This is a genomic window from Martinezella tropici (assembly GCF_008370325.1).
Lineage (GTDB): Bacteria > Pseudomonadota > Alphaproteobacteria > Rhizobiales > Rhizobiaceae > Rhizobium > Rhizobium tropici_B.
Genome location: NZ_VNIP01000018.1, coordinates 77,942 through 92,603 on the forward strand (window position 1 = coordinate 77,942; position 14,662 = coordinate 92,603).

Genomic DNA, 14,662 nt, shown 5'->3' on the forward strand with positions numbered 1-14,662 from the left:
CGCTCGGCTGCGAGGGGAGTGCCCGACGCCGATACAGTTTTCCGCTTGGGGTGGATAGGAACTTTGGGAACGGATCTGCATGCACCGTTGGGACAGAATCGCCGCCCCGGCCACCAGCGGCGTCTTCCACCCTTTGGGCGTATTCTCGGCGGCTTCTGTCTGATCGCGATTGCCTGCTTCTCCCTCTATTCGGCGCTGCAACGCGACGAGCTTCAGAAGACCCGGCCGATCGAAACCGCAAAAAAGGAAGAGCCCGCGCCGCCAGCCGAAACCAAGCCGGCGAACGGCCAGTCGGCCCTGACCCAGGTTGACCCGCAATCCGGCGCCAATACGTCGCGTGTCGTCACCGATGACGGTTCCGTCGTCACCATGTTCAGCCCCGGCAATCGCGACGGCAGCGGCCCGGTATTGATCAACGCCAATCAGGTGGGCCAGGATCCGCGCATGGCGGCGACGCCGAACGAGAGCCTGCTGGAGGATTCGCCCTTCGGCAAGCTGCCGGTCACCGCGCCGAGCGGGCTCAGGCCGATGGACCAATATGCGCGGCCCTGGTCCGGCACCCGCGGCACGCGCATCGCCATCGTCGTCAGCGGCCTCGGCCTCAGCCAGACGGGCACTCAGCGCGCCATCGAGAAGCTGCCGGAGGAAATCACGCTCGCCTTTGCCGCCAGCGGCAACAGCCTGCAGCGTTGGATGCAGGAGGCCAGACGCGGCGGCCACGAGATCCTCATCCAGGTGCCCTTCGAGCCTTTCGACTATCCCAGCAACAATCCCGGACCGGATACGCTGCTGACCTCGCTGTCATCGGCGAAGAATATCGACAATCTGCACAAGGCAATGGGCAAGATCACCAATTATACCGGTGTCATGAACTATCTCGGCGGCCGCTTCCTTGCCAATCCCAATGCCCTGGAGCCGGTTCTGCGCGACGTCGGCAAACGCGGCTTGCTGTTCCTGGATGATGGCTCTTCGGCACAATCGAAATCCGGAACGCTGTCGAAAACGCTGGAAGTGCCGCATGCCTTTGCCGATATCCAGCTCGATGGAGAGCTGCAGCAGGAGGCGATCCTGAAAAAACTCGATGAGCTGGAGCGCATTGCCCGCCGCAATGGTTCGGCGATCGGCGTTGCCTCCGCCTTCGACGAGAGCGTCGACGCCATCAGCAAATGGAGTGAGGAAGCCGCCATGCGCGGCATAGAAATCGTTGCTGTCTCGGCGCTTGCCGAAGACCCGAAACATCCCTGATCGCTGGAGAGAAAGATGAGCACGCCCCACGCCCCCGTGAGAGCCGAAGACCTGCCCTACCGTCCCTGTGTCGGCATCATGATCCTGAACCGGGATGGTCTGGTCTGGGCCGGACGCCGCATTCCGGTCGGCAATTCCGAATATGACGGCTCGCCGCAGCTCTGGCAGATGCCGCAAGGCGGGATAGACGACGGCGAAGATCCATTGAAAGCCGCCTATCGCGAGCTCTACGAAGAAACGGGTATGAAAACCGTGACCCTGCTGGCGGAAGCGAAAGACTGGATCAACTACGATCTGCCGCCGCAGCTGATTGGTATCGGCCTCAAAGGAAAATACCGCGGCCAGACGCAGCGCTGGTTCGCCTTCCGCTTCGACGGCGACGAAAGCGAGATCGCCATCAACCCGCCGCCGGGCGGCCACGAACCGGAATTCGATGCCTGGGAATGGAAGCCGATGGAAGCGCTGCCCGGCCTGATCGTTGCCTTCAAGCGGTCGGTCTACGAACGGGTCGTTTCAGAATTCAGCCATCTCGCCGGCCTGAAGGCCGAAGACTGAACGTAAGAGAACCGGCCGCAAAAGCGGCCGGTTCTGCAAGCTGTGGGCTATTCCGCGGAATCGGCGGAGTCAGCGTTGAGCTGGCCATACTTGGCTTCGCCGATCTTCCCGAGCAGATCGAGCTGGGTTTCCAGGAAGTCGATATGGCCTTCCTCGTCCGCCAAGAGCTCTTCGAACAGCTTCATCGAAACATAGTCGCCGGCATCGTGACAGATGTCGCGGGATTTCTTGTAGGCCGTGCGGGCGTCGTATTCGCCGGCGAGATCGGCTTCCAGCACTTCCTTGACATTCTGGCCGATGCGCAACGGCGCCAGCGTCTGCAGGTTCGGATGGCCTTCGAGAAAGATGATGCGAGCGACGAGACGATCGGCGTGCTGCATTTCCTCGATGGATTCGGCGCGCTCCTTTTTGGCGAGCTTCGTGTAGCCCCAGTCCTCAAGGAGTCGATAGTGAACCCAATATTGATTGACTGCGCCAAGCTCGAGAAACAGCGCCTCGTTAAGCCGCTCGATGACTTTTTTGTCGCCTTTCAATGTCCGCTCTCCTGTTGTCTTCATGAAATTTTTTCAGGCGGGACATGAAATCAAATATTTCGGCTTCCGTCGAGTGACGACGGGCATGATAATCTTCGGTTGTCTGTATAATGATATCAACGACATTCGGGAAACAGCCGCAGCAACGGCCGCGCTTTTCCATGGCGTGATAAACCTTGGCGGGAACGATGAGCTGCCAACAATCCTCGTCCAGGAACTCGTTGATGACGTCCCTGATTTCCTTGTCGGTGATGTAATTACAACTGCAAACCAGCATTCTTCGTTCAGCCCGTCAAACATGACATTCGCTGTCTTGTTATCTGCTAAAGAAGACGCCCTTTGTCAAGAAAGAAACGATTCGAATTCATCCGCCGATGAGGCCGTTGACCTTTTGCCTTCGATGCGAAGACCGGAATTTCAATGGAAATTGCGCCCCCGCGGCATGACTCCAGCTGTTTCGGCACCATTGCTGCGGCCTTCCGCCGCTGCCCCGGCAGCGGCTCCACGCGGCGGCAGCGGGAGCTTCTCCTTTTGTCTGACATCCATGGTCGGCCGAAGCGCCTCATCCGCCCGATCGCTGACGCCGAAACGCCGTGCCTCGCGCTGAAGAATGCCGAGCGCCGGCGTCATGTCCTCGATATGATCGACCACCACATGGATGACACCGCTCTCGCTCTGCAGCCGGCCACGGATCTTCACCAGCCGCGCGCCCATGACGATGGCACGATACTTCTCGAACTTCTTCGGCCAGACGATCGCATTGGCAACGCCGGTCTCGTCCTCCAAGGTCATGAAGATCACCCCCTTGGCCGAACCCGGCCGCTGGCGCACCAGCACCAGGCCGGCGATCGTCACCATCCGCCCATTCGCCACCTTTGGCAGATCCCGGCTTTGCACGATGCCCTGCCGCGCGAAATCGGCGCGCAGGAAGGAAACCGGATGCGCTTTCAGCGACAGTGACAGATAGCGATAATCCTCGATGACCTGCTCGCCGGGCAGCATCTCCGGCAACGTGACAGCCGGCTCGATCTGGAGTTCCGCATGGTCGCCAAGATCGAAAAGGGGGAGCTTTTCGGCGGCACTTCCGGCATCGAGCGCCCGCACCGCCCAGAGTGCCTCGCGCCGGCTCAAGCCGATAGAGCCGAACGCATCCGCATCCGCCAGGCGCTCGATCTGCGCCTTGGCAAGACCGGAGCGCAGCCAGAGATCGCGCACGGACCGATAGCCCTCGCCACGGCGCTCAGTGAGCTGCTTCATCTCATCCTCAGACAGACCCTTGACCTGCCGGAAGCCGAGGCGGACGGCACATTGCGTCTTGACGATCCCGCGCATCGACGCATGACGCGGCTCGACCGAACTGCGGTCGAAAGACGCCTTCTCCAGCAGACAATCCCAGCTGGAACGATTGACATCCACCGGCCGCACCTCGACGCCGTGCTCGCGCGCATCGCGCACCAGCTGCGCCGGCGCATAGAAGCCCATCGGCTGGGCATTGAGGATCGCCGCACAGAAGACATCGGGATAATAGGCTTTGAGCCAGGAGGAGGCGTAGACGAGAAGGGCGAAGGAGGCCGCATGGCTTTCAGGAAAGCCATATTCACCGAAGCCCTTGATCTGCTCGAAACAGTTCTTGGCGAACTCACGGTCATAACCCCGGGCAACCATGCCACCGACCATCTTCTCCTCGAAAGTGTGGATGGTCCCGGTCCGCTTGAAGGTCGCCATCGCCCGGCGTAACTTGTCGGCCTCGGCAGGCGTAAATCCCGCTGCCGTAATGGCGATCTGCATAGCCTGTTCCTGAAACAGGGGAACGCCCAGCGTTCGCTTCAGCACTTCCTTCAGCTCTTCGCTCGGATAGTCGAGCTCCTTTCCCGCCCGATAGGCTTCCCGCCGCTTGAGATAGGGGTGCACCATATTGCCCTGGATAGGACCTGGCCGAACGATCGCCACTTCGATGACCAGATCGTAAAATTTGCGGGGCCGCAGACGCGGCAGCATGCTCATCTGCGCCCGGCTTTCGATTTGGAAGACGCCGATCGTGTCGGCCCGGCAGATCATGTCGTAGACTGGCTCGCCGTCGGGGTAGTTGGCGTAACCAAGGTCAGCGAGCTCCTTCTTCACGTCGTAATGCAGGAGCAACAGATCGAAAGCCTTGGCGAGACAGGTCAGCATGCCAAGCGCGAGCACGTCGATCTTCAATATGTTGAGATTGTCGAGATCGTCCTTGTTCCACTCGATCATGTAGCGATCATCCATCGCCGTATGCATGATCGGCACCACTTCGTCCAATCGATCCCTGGTGATGACGAAGCCGCCGACATGCTGGGTCAGATGCCGCGGAAATCCCATCAGCGTCGAAGCATAGGAAAGGACGTTCCGTGTCGTCTTGTCCTTGAGATCGAGACCGGCAATCTTCGCCTCGCGCTCGGACAGCTCTTCCGTCGACCAGCCCCAGACGCCGCTCGCAAGAGCCGACTGCACATCCTCCGACAGGCCGAAGGCCTTGGCCACTTCGCGGCCGGCCGAGCGCGCCCGATAGCTGGTGACCGCCGCCGTCAGCCCGGCATGCTCGATGTGGTAATGGTCATAGATAAACTGGATGACCTCTTCACGCTTCTCATGTTCGAAATCGACATCGATATCAGGCGGCTCCTCGCGCTCCGTCGAGATGAAGCGTTCGAACAAAAGCGACGTGATTTCTGGATTGACCTCCGTAATCTTGAGGCAATAGCAGACCAAGGAGTTGGCGGCTGAACCACGCCCCTGACACAGGATATTCTTACTGCGAGCATGTTCCATGATGCGGCGCACCGTCAGGAAATAGGGCTCATATTGCTTTTCGCGGATAAGAGCGAGCTCATCATTGATCTGTTTGGCGACCTTTTCGGGAATCTCATCAGGATAGCGCCATCTGGCGCCTTCCCACGTCAGCCGCTCCAGCGTTTCCGAGACGGTTTCGCCAGGAACGCTTTCGTCGGGATAGTTATGCTTCAGCTCATCCAGTGAAAAAGACAGCCGGCTAAAAAACTTCTGCGTATTGGCGACCGCCTTCGGATAATCCCGGAAAAGGCGCGCTATCTCGGCAGCGTCCTTCATATAGCGCTCGGCATTCGCTGCCAGTTTGAAACCGGCTTCGGCGATCGGCACATGCTCGCGGATCGAAACAATGATATCGGCAAGCGGCTTGCGTTCGGTTGCATGATAGAGCGGTTGATTGCTGGCGATCAGCCGCACGCCGTTGCGTTGCGCAAGAATGGAAAACGTAGCAAAGACCATCCGATCCCGCCCGTCATAGGCAGGCGACAGGACCATATGGAACTTTCGGCCAAAGCGCATCCATAGCCGCTTCAGGCACTCCTCAAGCTTTGCCTGCTCCTCCGGCGTCTCGACGCTTGTCGCATCGGGAACGAGCGCCAGCATCATCTCGTCGCCCCATTCCAGAAGGTCGGCTTCCTCGAGCTGACAGGAACCTTTCTCGGCTCTGAGATTGCCGGCACTCAACAGCCGGCAGAGATGTGCCCAGCCCTTGCGATTCTCCGGATAGGCAAGAATGTCAGGCGTGCCGTCCGAAAACACCAGGCGCGCGCCGGGCTGAAAAGGGGCAGGCTTCAGGAGCGGCTTTTCCGGCTTCCCCTTGGCTCGAAGCTCCAGGTTTTCCTCGATGGCCCTCTTATGCTCCGCCCAAAGAACCTTGGTATGCGCATGCGCCTTGACGACGCCTGCCACCGAATTGCGGTCGGCAATTCCAAACCCGGACAGTTTCAGGATGGCGGCCTGCATCACCATTTCTTCCGGATGCGAGGCGCCTTCGAGAAAGGAGAAGTTCGTTCTCGCCCCGATCTCGAAGAAGGGCACGGGTTCGTGAAAGCTCGGGCGCGCGTTCATGCGAAGACCCCGTGCATGTACCAGTCCGGCGCCGTTCCCCCGCGTCCATAAAGCCCCTTGCGGAACAGCCAGAAACGATGGCCTTCCTCGTCCTCCACCTGGAAATAATCGCGGGCGGGTTCTTCCTTTTCCTCGATCCACCATTCCGCCGAAAGCCGCTCCGGCCCTTCAGCCCGGCTGACCCGATGCATGACCCGCCGCCAACGGAACTGCCGGGGCGGGCCATCGGGCACTTCGGCGGCAACGGCTTCGATCGGCTCCGGCATGCGAAACAGCCGCAACGGCCGTTCACCCCGGGAAAAGCCGTAGCCGGCATAGTCGGCGCCCGCCCGTCTGCGAGCGGCAAGGACATCCATAGCCGGCACCGGCCGTATCGCCCGCTCGGGAATATGGCTTTGCTGCAGCTCGAAACCCTGCAGGCAATCCGGGCCCAGCCGCGCGGCCACCCGGTCGACAAAAGCGGCGAGCGACCCGTCCTGACGGTCTTCTCCGACGAAATCGCCTTGCATCGCGTCGAAAGGCGCATATTGGAGAATATTGAGACGGACGATCTCGAAACCATAGCCGACATCGAGATCGTCATGAATGGCGCCAAAACGCTCCGTGAACAGGTTGGCGATCCGGCACGGCTCCCGCAGCGGCTGCGATGCGCCCGCAGCAACGCGGAAGACTGCTCCATCCACCCTGAACAACAGGAGTTCGAAGGAGCGGCCGCCGACACCACGGGCTTCCAGTCCCGGCTTCAACGTTTCGGCGAGCTGGCGGGCAAGCTGGAGAATGTCGGCTTCCGCCTGAACTGGCTCGGCCAGCCGGCGCTCGGCCGACAATTGCGCGACCGGACGGCGCGGCGAGATCGGCTCCTCGACGAGGCCGACGGCCTGATCGAGCCGCAACATCAGCTGCGCACCGAAACGGCGGGCAAGCGGCGCACGCGGCGCTGCCAGAAGGTCGCCCACCTGCTTCAATCCCAGTTTCTGCAACGCGGCGATGGTCTCTTCGCCGAGCCTCAGAGACGCCACGGGCAGTGGCGCCAGGGCCTCTTCCATGGCTTCCGAAGGAACGACACGGCTTTCGTCGAAACGAGCAACCGCCCAGGAGAGGCCGGGCGCGGAGGAAATGGCGCCACGCACATCGAGGCCCAGCCGGGAAATCCGGATCAATATATCCTCGAGCAGCGCCTCTTCGCCGCCGAAAAGATGGGCGCAGCCGGTAATGTCGAGAAAAAGACCATCCTTACCGTCGATCGCCACCAGCGGCGTATAGCGGTCACACCAGTCGGCGATCGCTTCCAGCAGCTTGCGATCCGCGGCCGAATCCTCCTCGACGACATCGAGATCGGGACAGATCGCCTTCGCCTCGGCCACGCCCTGGCCCTGCTTCAGGCCGATCATCTCCGCACGCTCGTTGAGCGCGGTCAGCCGCATGGCATTGTTGAGCTTGCCGGCACAGGCCAGCGGCGGCGCTTCAAGCCTGCCTGTCGAACGCCAGGACAGGCCCCAGCGCTTGCGCGCGATGCGGTCGGTCGGCAGATGCGGGAAGGTCAGCGCCAAAATGCGCTGCGTGTTCGCCGGGAAAGGCAGGGCGTTGAGTGTCGAGGACAGGGGCAAAGCGGCGGTCATGGGCATTCCACTCCAGGGTTATGGAAAGAGGCGCCGGGTTTCGGCTCTTTTCCAAGGTCAGACGAAAGGCCGGATGACCGATGCTGCCGCCAAGCACCGATCCGTCCGGCAGGGGCCGCGCCAGCGCCGGCGCGGGTTCGACGGAAAAGCGGAAGAGGGCGCTGCTCGCTTCCTCCTCGCCTCCTTGTCGCAACAGAAACAAGGGCCGCCCCGCCGCCTTGGCCCTCAGCGCCAGCCGTCGGCTTTCGGTCAGGCCGAAACGGGCGGGATTGCCGCGCACTTCCAGAATGACGAGAGTAAAGGCAGCACTCCCAAGTGCTGCCTCCGCCACCCAGAGCGCGTCTTCCAGCTTGCGCGGCGAGGCCTGCAGGAAAGCCTCGGGCTCCAGGCCGAAATTCCGGATGCCGATGGCATAGGGCAGGCCCGCCTCCATCGTGGCGACCGTATCGCCGATCCACAGGATCGGAGATGCGGCCGCGTCTGTACCCGAAGCTTGCGCGTGAAGCCGCGCGGCAAGCGCAAGGGTAAAGCCGCTCGCTGCCCCCGCATCGCGCAGGCCGAGCGAGCGGATTTCCGTCAGCGCATCGAGCGGCAGACCGCCTTGCAGGGCGGCATCGAGATCGTCGACGCCGGTCGCAAGAAACGGCTGGGCAGGCTTAGACTGAGCAGACCTGGCTTGGGCAGGCAGAGGCTTTCCAATGCCTGCCGATCCCATGACCGGCTTGGCCGCCAGCATCTCATACGCCGCCGCTGCCAGTGCCGGAATCGGCCTGCCTTCCAGTCTGGCAATGGTTTCACGCAGGACAAAAAGCGTTTCCCGCGCCACGGCGGCCTCGGCCATGACGTTCACTCCAGATCGATAATGTTCCTGTTATGTTCTTATGGATTCCAGAGGTCAGGAAAAGAGTCAACACCAATTTATAAGAAAATATTCCTCTGCGTAGAGTCGGTTGATTTTAGGTCCACTCGACCTACAATCCGAATTCGCTCTAAAATCAAATAGGTAGAGCATGATGTCGTCCGAAAACCGCTCAAATACTTTTCGGCATCATGCTCCAATCCGCTCTCGTAAAAGCAGCGCAAAGCCTCTATATGACCAGCCAAGGAAGGAAGTATTCATGGCTCGCGTTGACCAGAGCGAAAACTGGCGGGATCGTCACTCGCCCTCCATTAGCACATTCGAATCTCTGGCAATGGAGGCCTATAGCCACCTGCCGGACGAATTTCGCTCGCTCACCGGTGATCTCGTCATCCTCATCGAAGATTTCCCGGATGATGACGTGTTCGAGGACATGGCGCTGGAAACGCCCTTCGACCTGCTCGGCCTCTTCGAAGGCCGCGGCATCTCTGAGCGCTTCACCGCCCAGACCGGCGACATGCCCAACAAGATCCGCCTCTATCGCCGGCCGATCATCGATTATTGGGCCGAAAACGACGAAACCCTCGGCGACATCATCACCCACGTCCTGATCCACGAGATCGGCCACCATTTCGGCCTGAGCGACGAGGACATGGAGCGCATCGAGGCGAGCGCGGAAGAAGCGACGGATCGCTGACGCGTTTCGCATTTAAGAATTGCGGGAAAGAAGGAAAATCCGACGATTTATTCGCCGGGATGAAGCCTTTGCTGGCGCCGATCATTCCAATCGTTGACGAACACGATTATCCACCCCAGCGCCGCGATGACAAAGGGTAAAACAAAGAAAAAGAAGATGGCTGCGCTATTCATAGTTTCAGCCTCCCCACAACGTGCCTCGCTGCCATATGTAATGTAAAAGCAGCAAAAAGCCAACTGATGCTAGAAAGAATGGCGATCCAGGAAAGTTGGAAAGCAGCGGTACCATTCACCGCCGAGACCACGGGAGCGATTAGACCCGCAGCAATGCAAGCGGTAGATGCACGATCGAGCGCATTGGCCAATAGTTTGGTGCGTTCGTTATGGACGAGGGTCACGACGGCTTGCTCTGCTTTTCCTCCGGATCATTGTTCCGAAAGCTTCATATCCGGGTCGTAATCCTTGCCGGCCACTTCCTTGACCACGGCCTGACCGCACTCCATCCGCCCGCTCGTGGCATTGAAGCCATAGGTCGGCGAGCCGTATAGCTCCCAGCCCTTGTTCAGCGCAGCACTCACTTTGTGGCAGAAGGACGCGTCGTCGGGACCGGTGAGGAAGCGGTAGAGTTTCATCAAAGCATCTTTCGTAACGTATCAGTCCTCGCCCTGAGCCTGTCGAAGGGCAATGGAGCGCTGTTCGATCAGGCGAGCTTTATGGACGAGTCTCTCCGCCTGGACAAGGTGCAGCCGCTCCACCATCCGTCCGTTAAGGTTCACGACATTGAGAGCATCGGCACCCGGCTCGGCAAAGGCTGATATGATAGCTTCAGCCTCGGCGATGACAGCTTCATCCGGGCCGAAATGCCGGTTAGCCGCTTCGATTTGGTTTGGATGGATCAGCATCTTGCCGGCAAAGCCCATGATGCGGCCCTGGCCGCATTCAGCCTCGAATACCTCGGCATCCTTGAAATCGTTAAGGACGCTGTCGATGGCCTCGAGCCCATAGGCGCTGACAGCAAGCACCACCTGCATCAGCCAGGGCACGAGATAGACGCGACCCGGCTGCGGCAGGACACCCGTTTCCTTTCTGAGATCGTTAAGGCCGACGACGAAGCAATCGAGCCGGCTGCCCGCCGTGCGCCCGGCCTCGGCGATCGAAGCAGCGTTCAGGATGCCGCGCGGCGTCTCGATCATCGCCCAGATGCGCAAGCTTTCCGGCGCATCGGCTTCCGCGAGCCTGTCGCTGACGCCAGTCACATCCTGCGGCTCATCCACCTTGGGCAAGAGCACCGCATCCGGCTCCAGCTCCGCAACCAGCGCCAGGTCGTCGGCCCCGAAATTGGAGGAAAGCGCGTTGATGCGGATGATCCGCTCCTTGCCCGGAAGCGGCGAAGCCGCGAAGAAGGCCCGCAAATTCTCCCGCGCCTCGGCCTTCTTTTCCGGCGAGACCGAATCCTCGAGATCGAAGATGACGGCGTCGCAATCGAGGCTCGAAAGCTTGTCCAGCGCGCGGCGGTTGCTAGCGGGAACGCTTAAGACCGAGCGGCGCAGGTGGGCGGGCCGGGAAGGGGAAGTCTGGCTCTCAGATTGGCTCATTGTGCCGTTTTGCCGCGCTTTTGATCGCCAGGCAAGTCAACAAAAAGCCATGCTCCTCTTGCAGAGGGGAAGGAAGAGGACCACATTGCTGGGAGTAGAGAGGTCTCGACCATGCAGAATATCCGTTCCCTGTTCATCGCGCTTGCCGGTATTACCGTGTTTGCAGCCATGGCGCTGTTTACCGTTTCGGTCACGCTTGCCGTCGGCGGTATCCTGACCGTGCTCATGGCAGCCCGCGCGATTTCGCTCCGCATGAAGCCGGCGCCGGTGCATGCCAAGGCAAAGACGAATGGCCAGCGCGAAATGCGCATCTGGAACGACGGTCGCGGCACGATCATCGACCTCTGAGGTCGAAACAGGTGAGGGCAGCCTCTCGCGGGCTGCCGAACGCATTCGCCCCCAAAGCTCGGACACGCGCGAAAGGTGGAATGCGACCCAAAGCGCCACCTTTTAGAGCATTTCCAAGATTCTCCTTCATTTCGGGCCGGATTTGCTCTATTGGCAGGATAATTCGTGCTTAGACGAGAATGAAGGCAGGACCCCATGGACAAGTTCGTGAAGTTGACCGGTGTCGCAGCACCCCTCCCGGTCGTCAATGTCGATACCGACATGATCATCCCGAAGGATTATCTGAAGACCATCAAGCGCACGGGTCTCGGCAAGGGCCTTTTCGCTGAAGCCCGCTATAACGAGGACGGCACGCCGAACGAAGATTTCGTGCTGAACAAGCCGGCCTATCAGAACGCCAAGATCCTCGTCGCCGGCGACAATTTCGGCTGCGGCTCCTCGCGTGAGCATGCTCCCTGGGCGCTGCTCGACTTCGGCATCCGTTGCGTCATCTCGACCAGCTTCGCCGACATCTTCTACAACAACTGCTTCAAGAACGGCATCCTGCCGATCAAGGTCAGCCAGGAAGATCTCGACAAGCTGATGGACGACGCCTCGCGTGGCTCCAACGCCATTCTGACGGTCGATCTGGAAAATCTCGAAATCACCGGTCCGGACGGCGGCGCGCTCAAGTTCGAACTCGACGAGTTCAAGCGCCATTGCCTGCTGAACGGGCTCGACGACATCGGCCTGACGCTGGAAAAATCTTCCGCGATCAACGATTTCGAAAAGACGAATGCCGCATCGCGCCCCTGGGCCGCCTGACCGGTTTATCATTATCGCATGTTTCGAAGCCGGGCCTTACAGCCCGGCTTTTTTCATGCCGAGAACTCCCTCTCCCGCAAGCGGGGAGAGGGAACTATCCGCAGTTACGGCACCCCAGGAGCGGAGACCGCAAATCCCGGAAAGCTGATCAGACACCATCTTTCCCACCCGCTGTAATATGCTCGACAAGAAGGGGGTCCATACAGGCCTGCCGAGGCCTTTTGGGGCCTCTCCCACCCCTGTTCTTCTCTTCTCCACGCAATGGAGCCCCTCATGACCTCCCTTCCCATTGTCGGCGCCGCCATGACGCTTGACGACGTCGAAATCCATCGTAACTGGTTGCTCGAAAAGCCGCGCGATCTGGAACTGCAGAGTTTCGTCGAAGCCGAAATCCTCAATGGTGACTGGGCTCCGCTTGCCGAGCGCGCCCGCAAGCTGCTCGACGGCCATCAGGGCCGCCTTGGCATCCATGGCCCGTTCTGGGGCTTCGTCATCGCCTCGCAGGATCCGGATATCCGTGCCGTCGTCTCCAAGCGCCTGCTGCAGGCGCTCGATGTCTGCGCCAATATCGGCGCCACGCAGATGGTCATCCATAGCCCCTATACGTCGTGGTCCTATAACAACCTCGACAACAACAAGGGCGAGCGCGAAAAGATCATCGAATATACGCATCTGACGCTGAAGGACGCGGTGAAGCGCGCCGAAGATATTGGCCTCACCATGGTCATCGAGAATATCGAGGACAAGGATCCCCATATCCGCGTTGGCCTCGCCGACAGCTTCAATTCGCCCGCCGTCGCGGTTTCGATCGACACCGGCCATGCCCATTACGCCCATGGCTATACGGGCGCTCCGCCGGTCGACTACTACGTGCATGCCGCCGGCAATCGCCTGCAGCATGTCCATCTGCAGGACGCCGACGGTTATGCCGATCGTCACTGGAGCCTCGGCGAAGGCAATATCCACTGGCGTGCCGTCTTTGCCGCCCTTGCCAAGCTCGACAGCAATCCGCGTCTGATCATCGAGATCAAGGACAAGTCGAAGATCCCGGCATCGGCAGCCTATCTCGCTTCGCTCGGACTGGCTGAGTAAGGCTCGAATATCCCTTCTCCCCTGGGGGAGAAGGTGCCCGAAGGGCGGATGAGGGGGGCGGCACGAAGCTGCCGCTACCAGATTTACCTAAAAGAGAGATCCTCGGTAACGCCCCCTCACCCCGCGCGTTCCGCGCGACCCTCTCCCCGACGGGGCGAGGGTAGGCTTTCGGTCCAATATGCCCGAAAACCGTACCGTTTCGGCCCCTTCCTCGCTTGAAAAGCCGCATTTGCAGGTCTAAAAACCCCGCAACTTTTTCTTTCGCGGAGGCTTTCCCCATGACAGTGCGCAATCTCTTCCTCCTGCCGGGCGACGGCATCGGCCCCGAGGCCATGGGCGAAGTTCGCAAGATCATCGCTTATATGAACGAGGCGAAGAATGCCGGCTTCGTCACGGATGAAGGCCTTGTTGGCGGCTGCGCCTATGATGCGCATGGCGCCGCTATCTCCGAAGAAGACATGCAGAAGGCGCTTGCGGCTGATGCCGTGCTCTTCGGCGCCGTCGGCGGCCCGAAGTGGGACAGCGTTCCCTATGAAGTGCGCCCGGAAGCCGGCCTGCTGCGCCTGCGCAAGGATCTGCAGCTGTTTGCCAACCTGCGCCCGGCCATTTGCTACCCGGCGCTGGCGGCTGCTTCTTCGCTAAAGCCGGAGCTGGTGGACGGCCTCGATATCCTCATCATCCGCGAGCTCACCGGCGGCGTCTATTTCGGCGAGCCGAAGGAGATCATCGATCTCGGCAACGGCCAGAAGCGCGGCATCGACACCCAGGTTTACGACACCTACGAGATCGAGCGCATTGCCGGCGTCGCCTTCGAACTGGCGCGCACCCGCAACAACCGCGTCTGCTCGATGGAAAAGCGCAACGTCATGAAGTCGGGCGTGCTCTGGAACCAGGTCGTCACCGCAACGCATAAGGAAAAATATTCCGACGTGCAGCTCGAACATATGCTGGCGGACGCCGGCGGCATGCAGCTCGTTCGCCAACCGAAGCAGTTCGACGTCATCGTGACAGACAACCTGTTCGGCGACATGCTCTCCGACGTCGCCGCCATGCTGACCGGCTCGCTCGGCATGCTGCCGTCCGCTTCGCTCGGCGCACCCGATGCCAAGACCGGCAAGCGCAAAGCACTTTACGAGCCGGTGCACGGTTCCGCACCCGATATCGCCGGCAAGGGCATCGCCAACCCGATCGCCATGATCGCTTCCTTTGCCATGTGCCTGCGCTACTCCTTCGGCCTGGTTACCGAAGCCGATGCACTGGAAAAGGCGATTGCCAACGTGCTCGACAGTGGCATCCGCACCGGCGACATCATGTCGGCTGGCAGCCGCCAGGTCGGCACCGCCGAAATGGGCGACGCCATCCTCGCCGAATTCAAGGCCCTTTCGGCATAAGCCAGATAGATCGCCTGATATATTTCACGTGAAACACGAA

General features: G+C 60.4%; 15 protein-coding genes. 7 read left to right on the plus strand and 8 right to left on the minus strand.

Going from position 1 to position 14,662, the window contains the following annotated elements:
- The first annotated feature begins 63 nt into the window (after nucleotides 1-63).
- Together FP026_RS28595 and FP026_RS28600 are read left to right on the plus strand one after the other, a co-directional pair.
- The gene (locus FP026_RS28595) at nucleotides 64-1,245 is read left to right on the plus strand and encodes a divergent polysaccharide deacetylase family protein (RefSeq protein WP_149637942.1); all 1,182 of its coding nucleotides are present in this window, start codon (nucleotides 64-66) and stop codon (nucleotides 1,243-1,245) included.
- A gap of 15 nt (nucleotides 1,246-1,260) precedes the next feature.
- Nucleotides 1,261-1,800 (plus strand): RNA pyrophosphohydrolase, encoded by a 540-nt coding sequence (locus FP026_RS28600; RefSeq protein WP_149637943.1) that lies wholly within the window; start codon nucleotides 1,261-1,263, stop codon nucleotides 1,798-1,800.
- A 47-nt stretch (nucleotides 1,801-1,847) separates the two neighbouring features.
- Here FP026_RS28600 and bfr read toward each other — a convergent pair whose 3' ends face one another.
- From bfr to FP026_RS30690, 5 genes are all read right to left on the minus strand, one after another.
- A complete protein-coding gene (bfr, locus tag FP026_RS28605) occupies nucleotides 1,848-2,333 on the minus strand; it encodes a bacterioferritin (RefSeq protein ID WP_149637944.1) in 486 nt (161 codons plus the stop codon).
- Nucleotides 2,299-2,610 carry a (2Fe-2S)-binding protein gene (locus FP026_RS28610; RefSeq protein ID WP_149637945.1) on the minus strand — a complete coding sequence of 104 codons (312 nt, stop codon included), beginning with the start codon at nucleotides 2,608-2,610 and terminating at the stop codon, nucleotides 2,299-2,301. Before FP026_RS28610 ends, bfr begins: the two co-directional genes overlap by 35 nt.
- Before the next feature lie 140 nt (nucleotides 2,611-2,750).
- Nucleotides 2,751-6,218 (minus strand): error-prone DNA polymerase, encoded by a 3,468-nt coding sequence (locus FP026_RS28615; protein ID WP_149637946.1) that lies wholly within the window; start codon nucleotides 6,216-6,218, stop codon nucleotides 2,751-2,753.
- On the minus strand, nucleotides 6,215-7,642 hold the full coding sequence (locus FP026_RS28620; protein WP_246665485.1) for a Y-family DNA polymerase: 1,428 nt from the start codon (nucleotides 7,640-7,642) through the stop codon (nucleotides 6,215-6,217). Before FP026_RS28620 ends, FP026_RS28615 begins: the two co-directional genes overlap by 4 nt.
- Before the next feature lie 40 nt (nucleotides 7,643-7,682).
- Entirely contained in the window at nucleotides 7,683-8,678 is a 996-nt protein-coding gene (locus FP026_RS30690) for an ImuA family protein (RefSeq protein ID WP_246665480.1), read from the minus strand.
- A gap of 277 nt (nucleotides 8,679-8,955) precedes the next feature.
- Here FP026_RS30690 and FP026_RS28625 point away from each other — a divergent pair, with 277 nt between their 5' ends.
- Entirely contained in the window at nucleotides 8,956-9,393 is a 438-nt protein-coding gene (locus FP026_RS28625; protein ID WP_149637948.1) for a metallopeptidase family protein, read from the plus strand.
- A gap of 47 nt (nucleotides 9,394-9,440) precedes the next feature.
- On the opposite strand, the gene FP026_RS30800 is transcribed toward FP026_RS28625, so the two are convergent.
- The 3 genes from FP026_RS30800 to FP026_RS28640 all read right to left on the minus strand — a co-directional run bounded on the left by FP026_RS30800 (nucleotide 9,441) and on the right by FP026_RS28640 (nucleotide 10,987).
- Nucleotides 9,441-9,566, minus strand: coding sequence for a hypothetical protein (locus FP026_RS30800; RefSeq protein WP_281408627.1), 126 nt, complete (start codon nucleotides 9,564-9,566; stop codon nucleotides 9,441-9,443).
- A gap of 251 nt (nucleotides 9,567-9,817) precedes the next feature.
- Nucleotides 9,818-10,024, minus strand: a complete 207-nt coding sequence (locus FP026_RS28635) for a DUF1737 domain-containing protein (protein ID WP_149637950.1) — start codon at nucleotides 10,022-10,024, stop codon at nucleotides 9,818-9,820.
- 21 nt (nucleotides 10,025-10,045) lie between these two features.
- Nucleotides 10,046-10,987, minus strand: coding sequence for an HpcH/HpaI aldolase/citrate lyase family protein (locus tag FP026_RS28640; RefSeq protein WP_149637951.1), 942 nt, complete (start codon nucleotides 10,985-10,987; stop codon nucleotides 10,046-10,048).
- A gap of 111 nt (nucleotides 10,988-11,098) precedes the next feature.
- Here FP026_RS28640 and FP026_RS28645 point away from each other — a divergent pair, with 111 nt between their 5' ends.
- The 4 genes from FP026_RS28645 to leuB all read left to right on the plus strand — a co-directional run bounded on the left by FP026_RS28645 (nucleotide 11,099) and on the right by leuB (nucleotide 14,622).
- Entirely contained in the window at nucleotides 11,099-11,335 is a 237-nt protein-coding gene (locus FP026_RS28645; protein WP_112339850.1) for a hypothetical protein, read from the plus strand.
- Between the two features lie 195 nt (nucleotides 11,336-11,530).
- Nucleotides 11,531-12,139 carry a 3-isopropylmalate dehydratase small subunit gene (gene leuD / locus FP026_RS28650; protein WP_149637952.1) on the plus strand — a complete coding sequence of 203 codons (609 nt, stop codon included), beginning with the start codon at nucleotides 11,531-11,533 and terminating at the stop codon, nucleotides 12,137-12,139.
- A 273-nt stretch (nucleotides 12,140-12,412) separates the two neighbouring features.
- On the plus strand, nucleotides 12,413-13,231 hold the full coding sequence (locus FP026_RS28655; RefSeq protein WP_149637953.1) for a sugar phosphate isomerase/epimerase family protein: 819 nt from the start codon (nucleotides 12,413-12,415) through the stop codon (nucleotides 13,229-13,231).
- A 278-nt stretch (nucleotides 13,232-13,509) separates the two neighbouring features.
- Nucleotides 13,510-14,622, plus strand: coding sequence for a 3-isopropylmalate dehydrogenase (leuB, locus tag FP026_RS28660; protein WP_149637954.1), 1,113 nt, complete (start codon nucleotides 13,510-13,512; stop codon nucleotides 14,620-14,622).
- Nucleotides 14,623-14,662: the final 40 nt, after the last annotated feature.

Excerpts from the sequence above, each read along its gene's own strand:
- FP026_RS28600 (WP_149637943.1), top strand. The coding sequence starts at position 1,261 with ATGAGCACGCCCCACGCCCCCGTGAGAGCCGAAGACCTGCCCTACCGT.
- FP026_RS28610 (WP_149637945.1), bottom strand. The coding sequence starts at position 2,610 with ATGCTGGTTTGCAGTTGTAATTACATCACCGACAAGGAAATCAGGGAC.
- FP026_RS28615 (WP_149637946.1), bottom strand. The coding sequence starts at position 6,218 with ATGAACGCGCGCCCGAGCTTTCACGAACCCGTGCCCTTCTTCGAGATC.
- FP026_RS28620 (WP_246665485.1), bottom strand. The coding sequence starts at position 7,642 with ATGCGGCTGACCGCGCTCAACGAGCGTGCGGAGATGATCGGCCTGAAG.
- FP026_RS30690 (WP_246665480.1), bottom strand. The coding sequence starts at position 8,678 with ATGGCCGAGGCCGCCGTGGCGCGGGAAACGCTTTTTGTCCTGCGTGAA.
- FP026_RS28625 (WP_149637948.1), top strand. The coding sequence starts at position 8,956 with ATGGCTCGCGTTGACCAGAGCGAAAACTGGCGGGATCGTCACTCGCCC.
- FP026_RS30800 (WP_281408627.1), bottom strand. The coding sequence starts at position 9,566 with ATGAATAGCGCAGCCATCTTCTTTTTCTTTGTTTTACCCTTTGTCATC.
- FP026_RS28635 (WP_149637950.1), bottom strand. The coding sequence starts at position 10,024 with ATGAAACTCTACCGCTTCCTCACCGGTCCCGACGACGCGTCCTTCTGC.
- FP026_RS28640 (WP_149637951.1), bottom strand. The coding sequence starts at position 10,987 with ATGAGCCAATCTGAGAGCCAGACTTCCCCTTCCCGGCCCGCCCACCTG.
- FP026_RS28645 (WP_112339850.1), top strand. The coding sequence starts at position 11,099 with ATGCAGAATATCCGTTCCCTGTTCATCGCGCTTGCCGGTATTACCGTG.
- leuD (WP_149637952.1), top strand. The coding sequence starts at position 11,531 with ATGGACAAGTTCGTGAAGTTGACCGGTGTCGCAGCACCCCTCCCGGTC.
- FP026_RS28655 (WP_149637953.1), top strand. The coding sequence starts at position 12,413 with ATGACCTCCCTTCCCATTGTCGGCGCCGCCATGACGCTTGACGACGTC.
- leuB (WP_149637954.1), top strand. The coding sequence starts at position 13,510 with ATGACAGTGCGCAATCTCTTCCTCCTGCCGGGCGACGGCATCGGCCCC.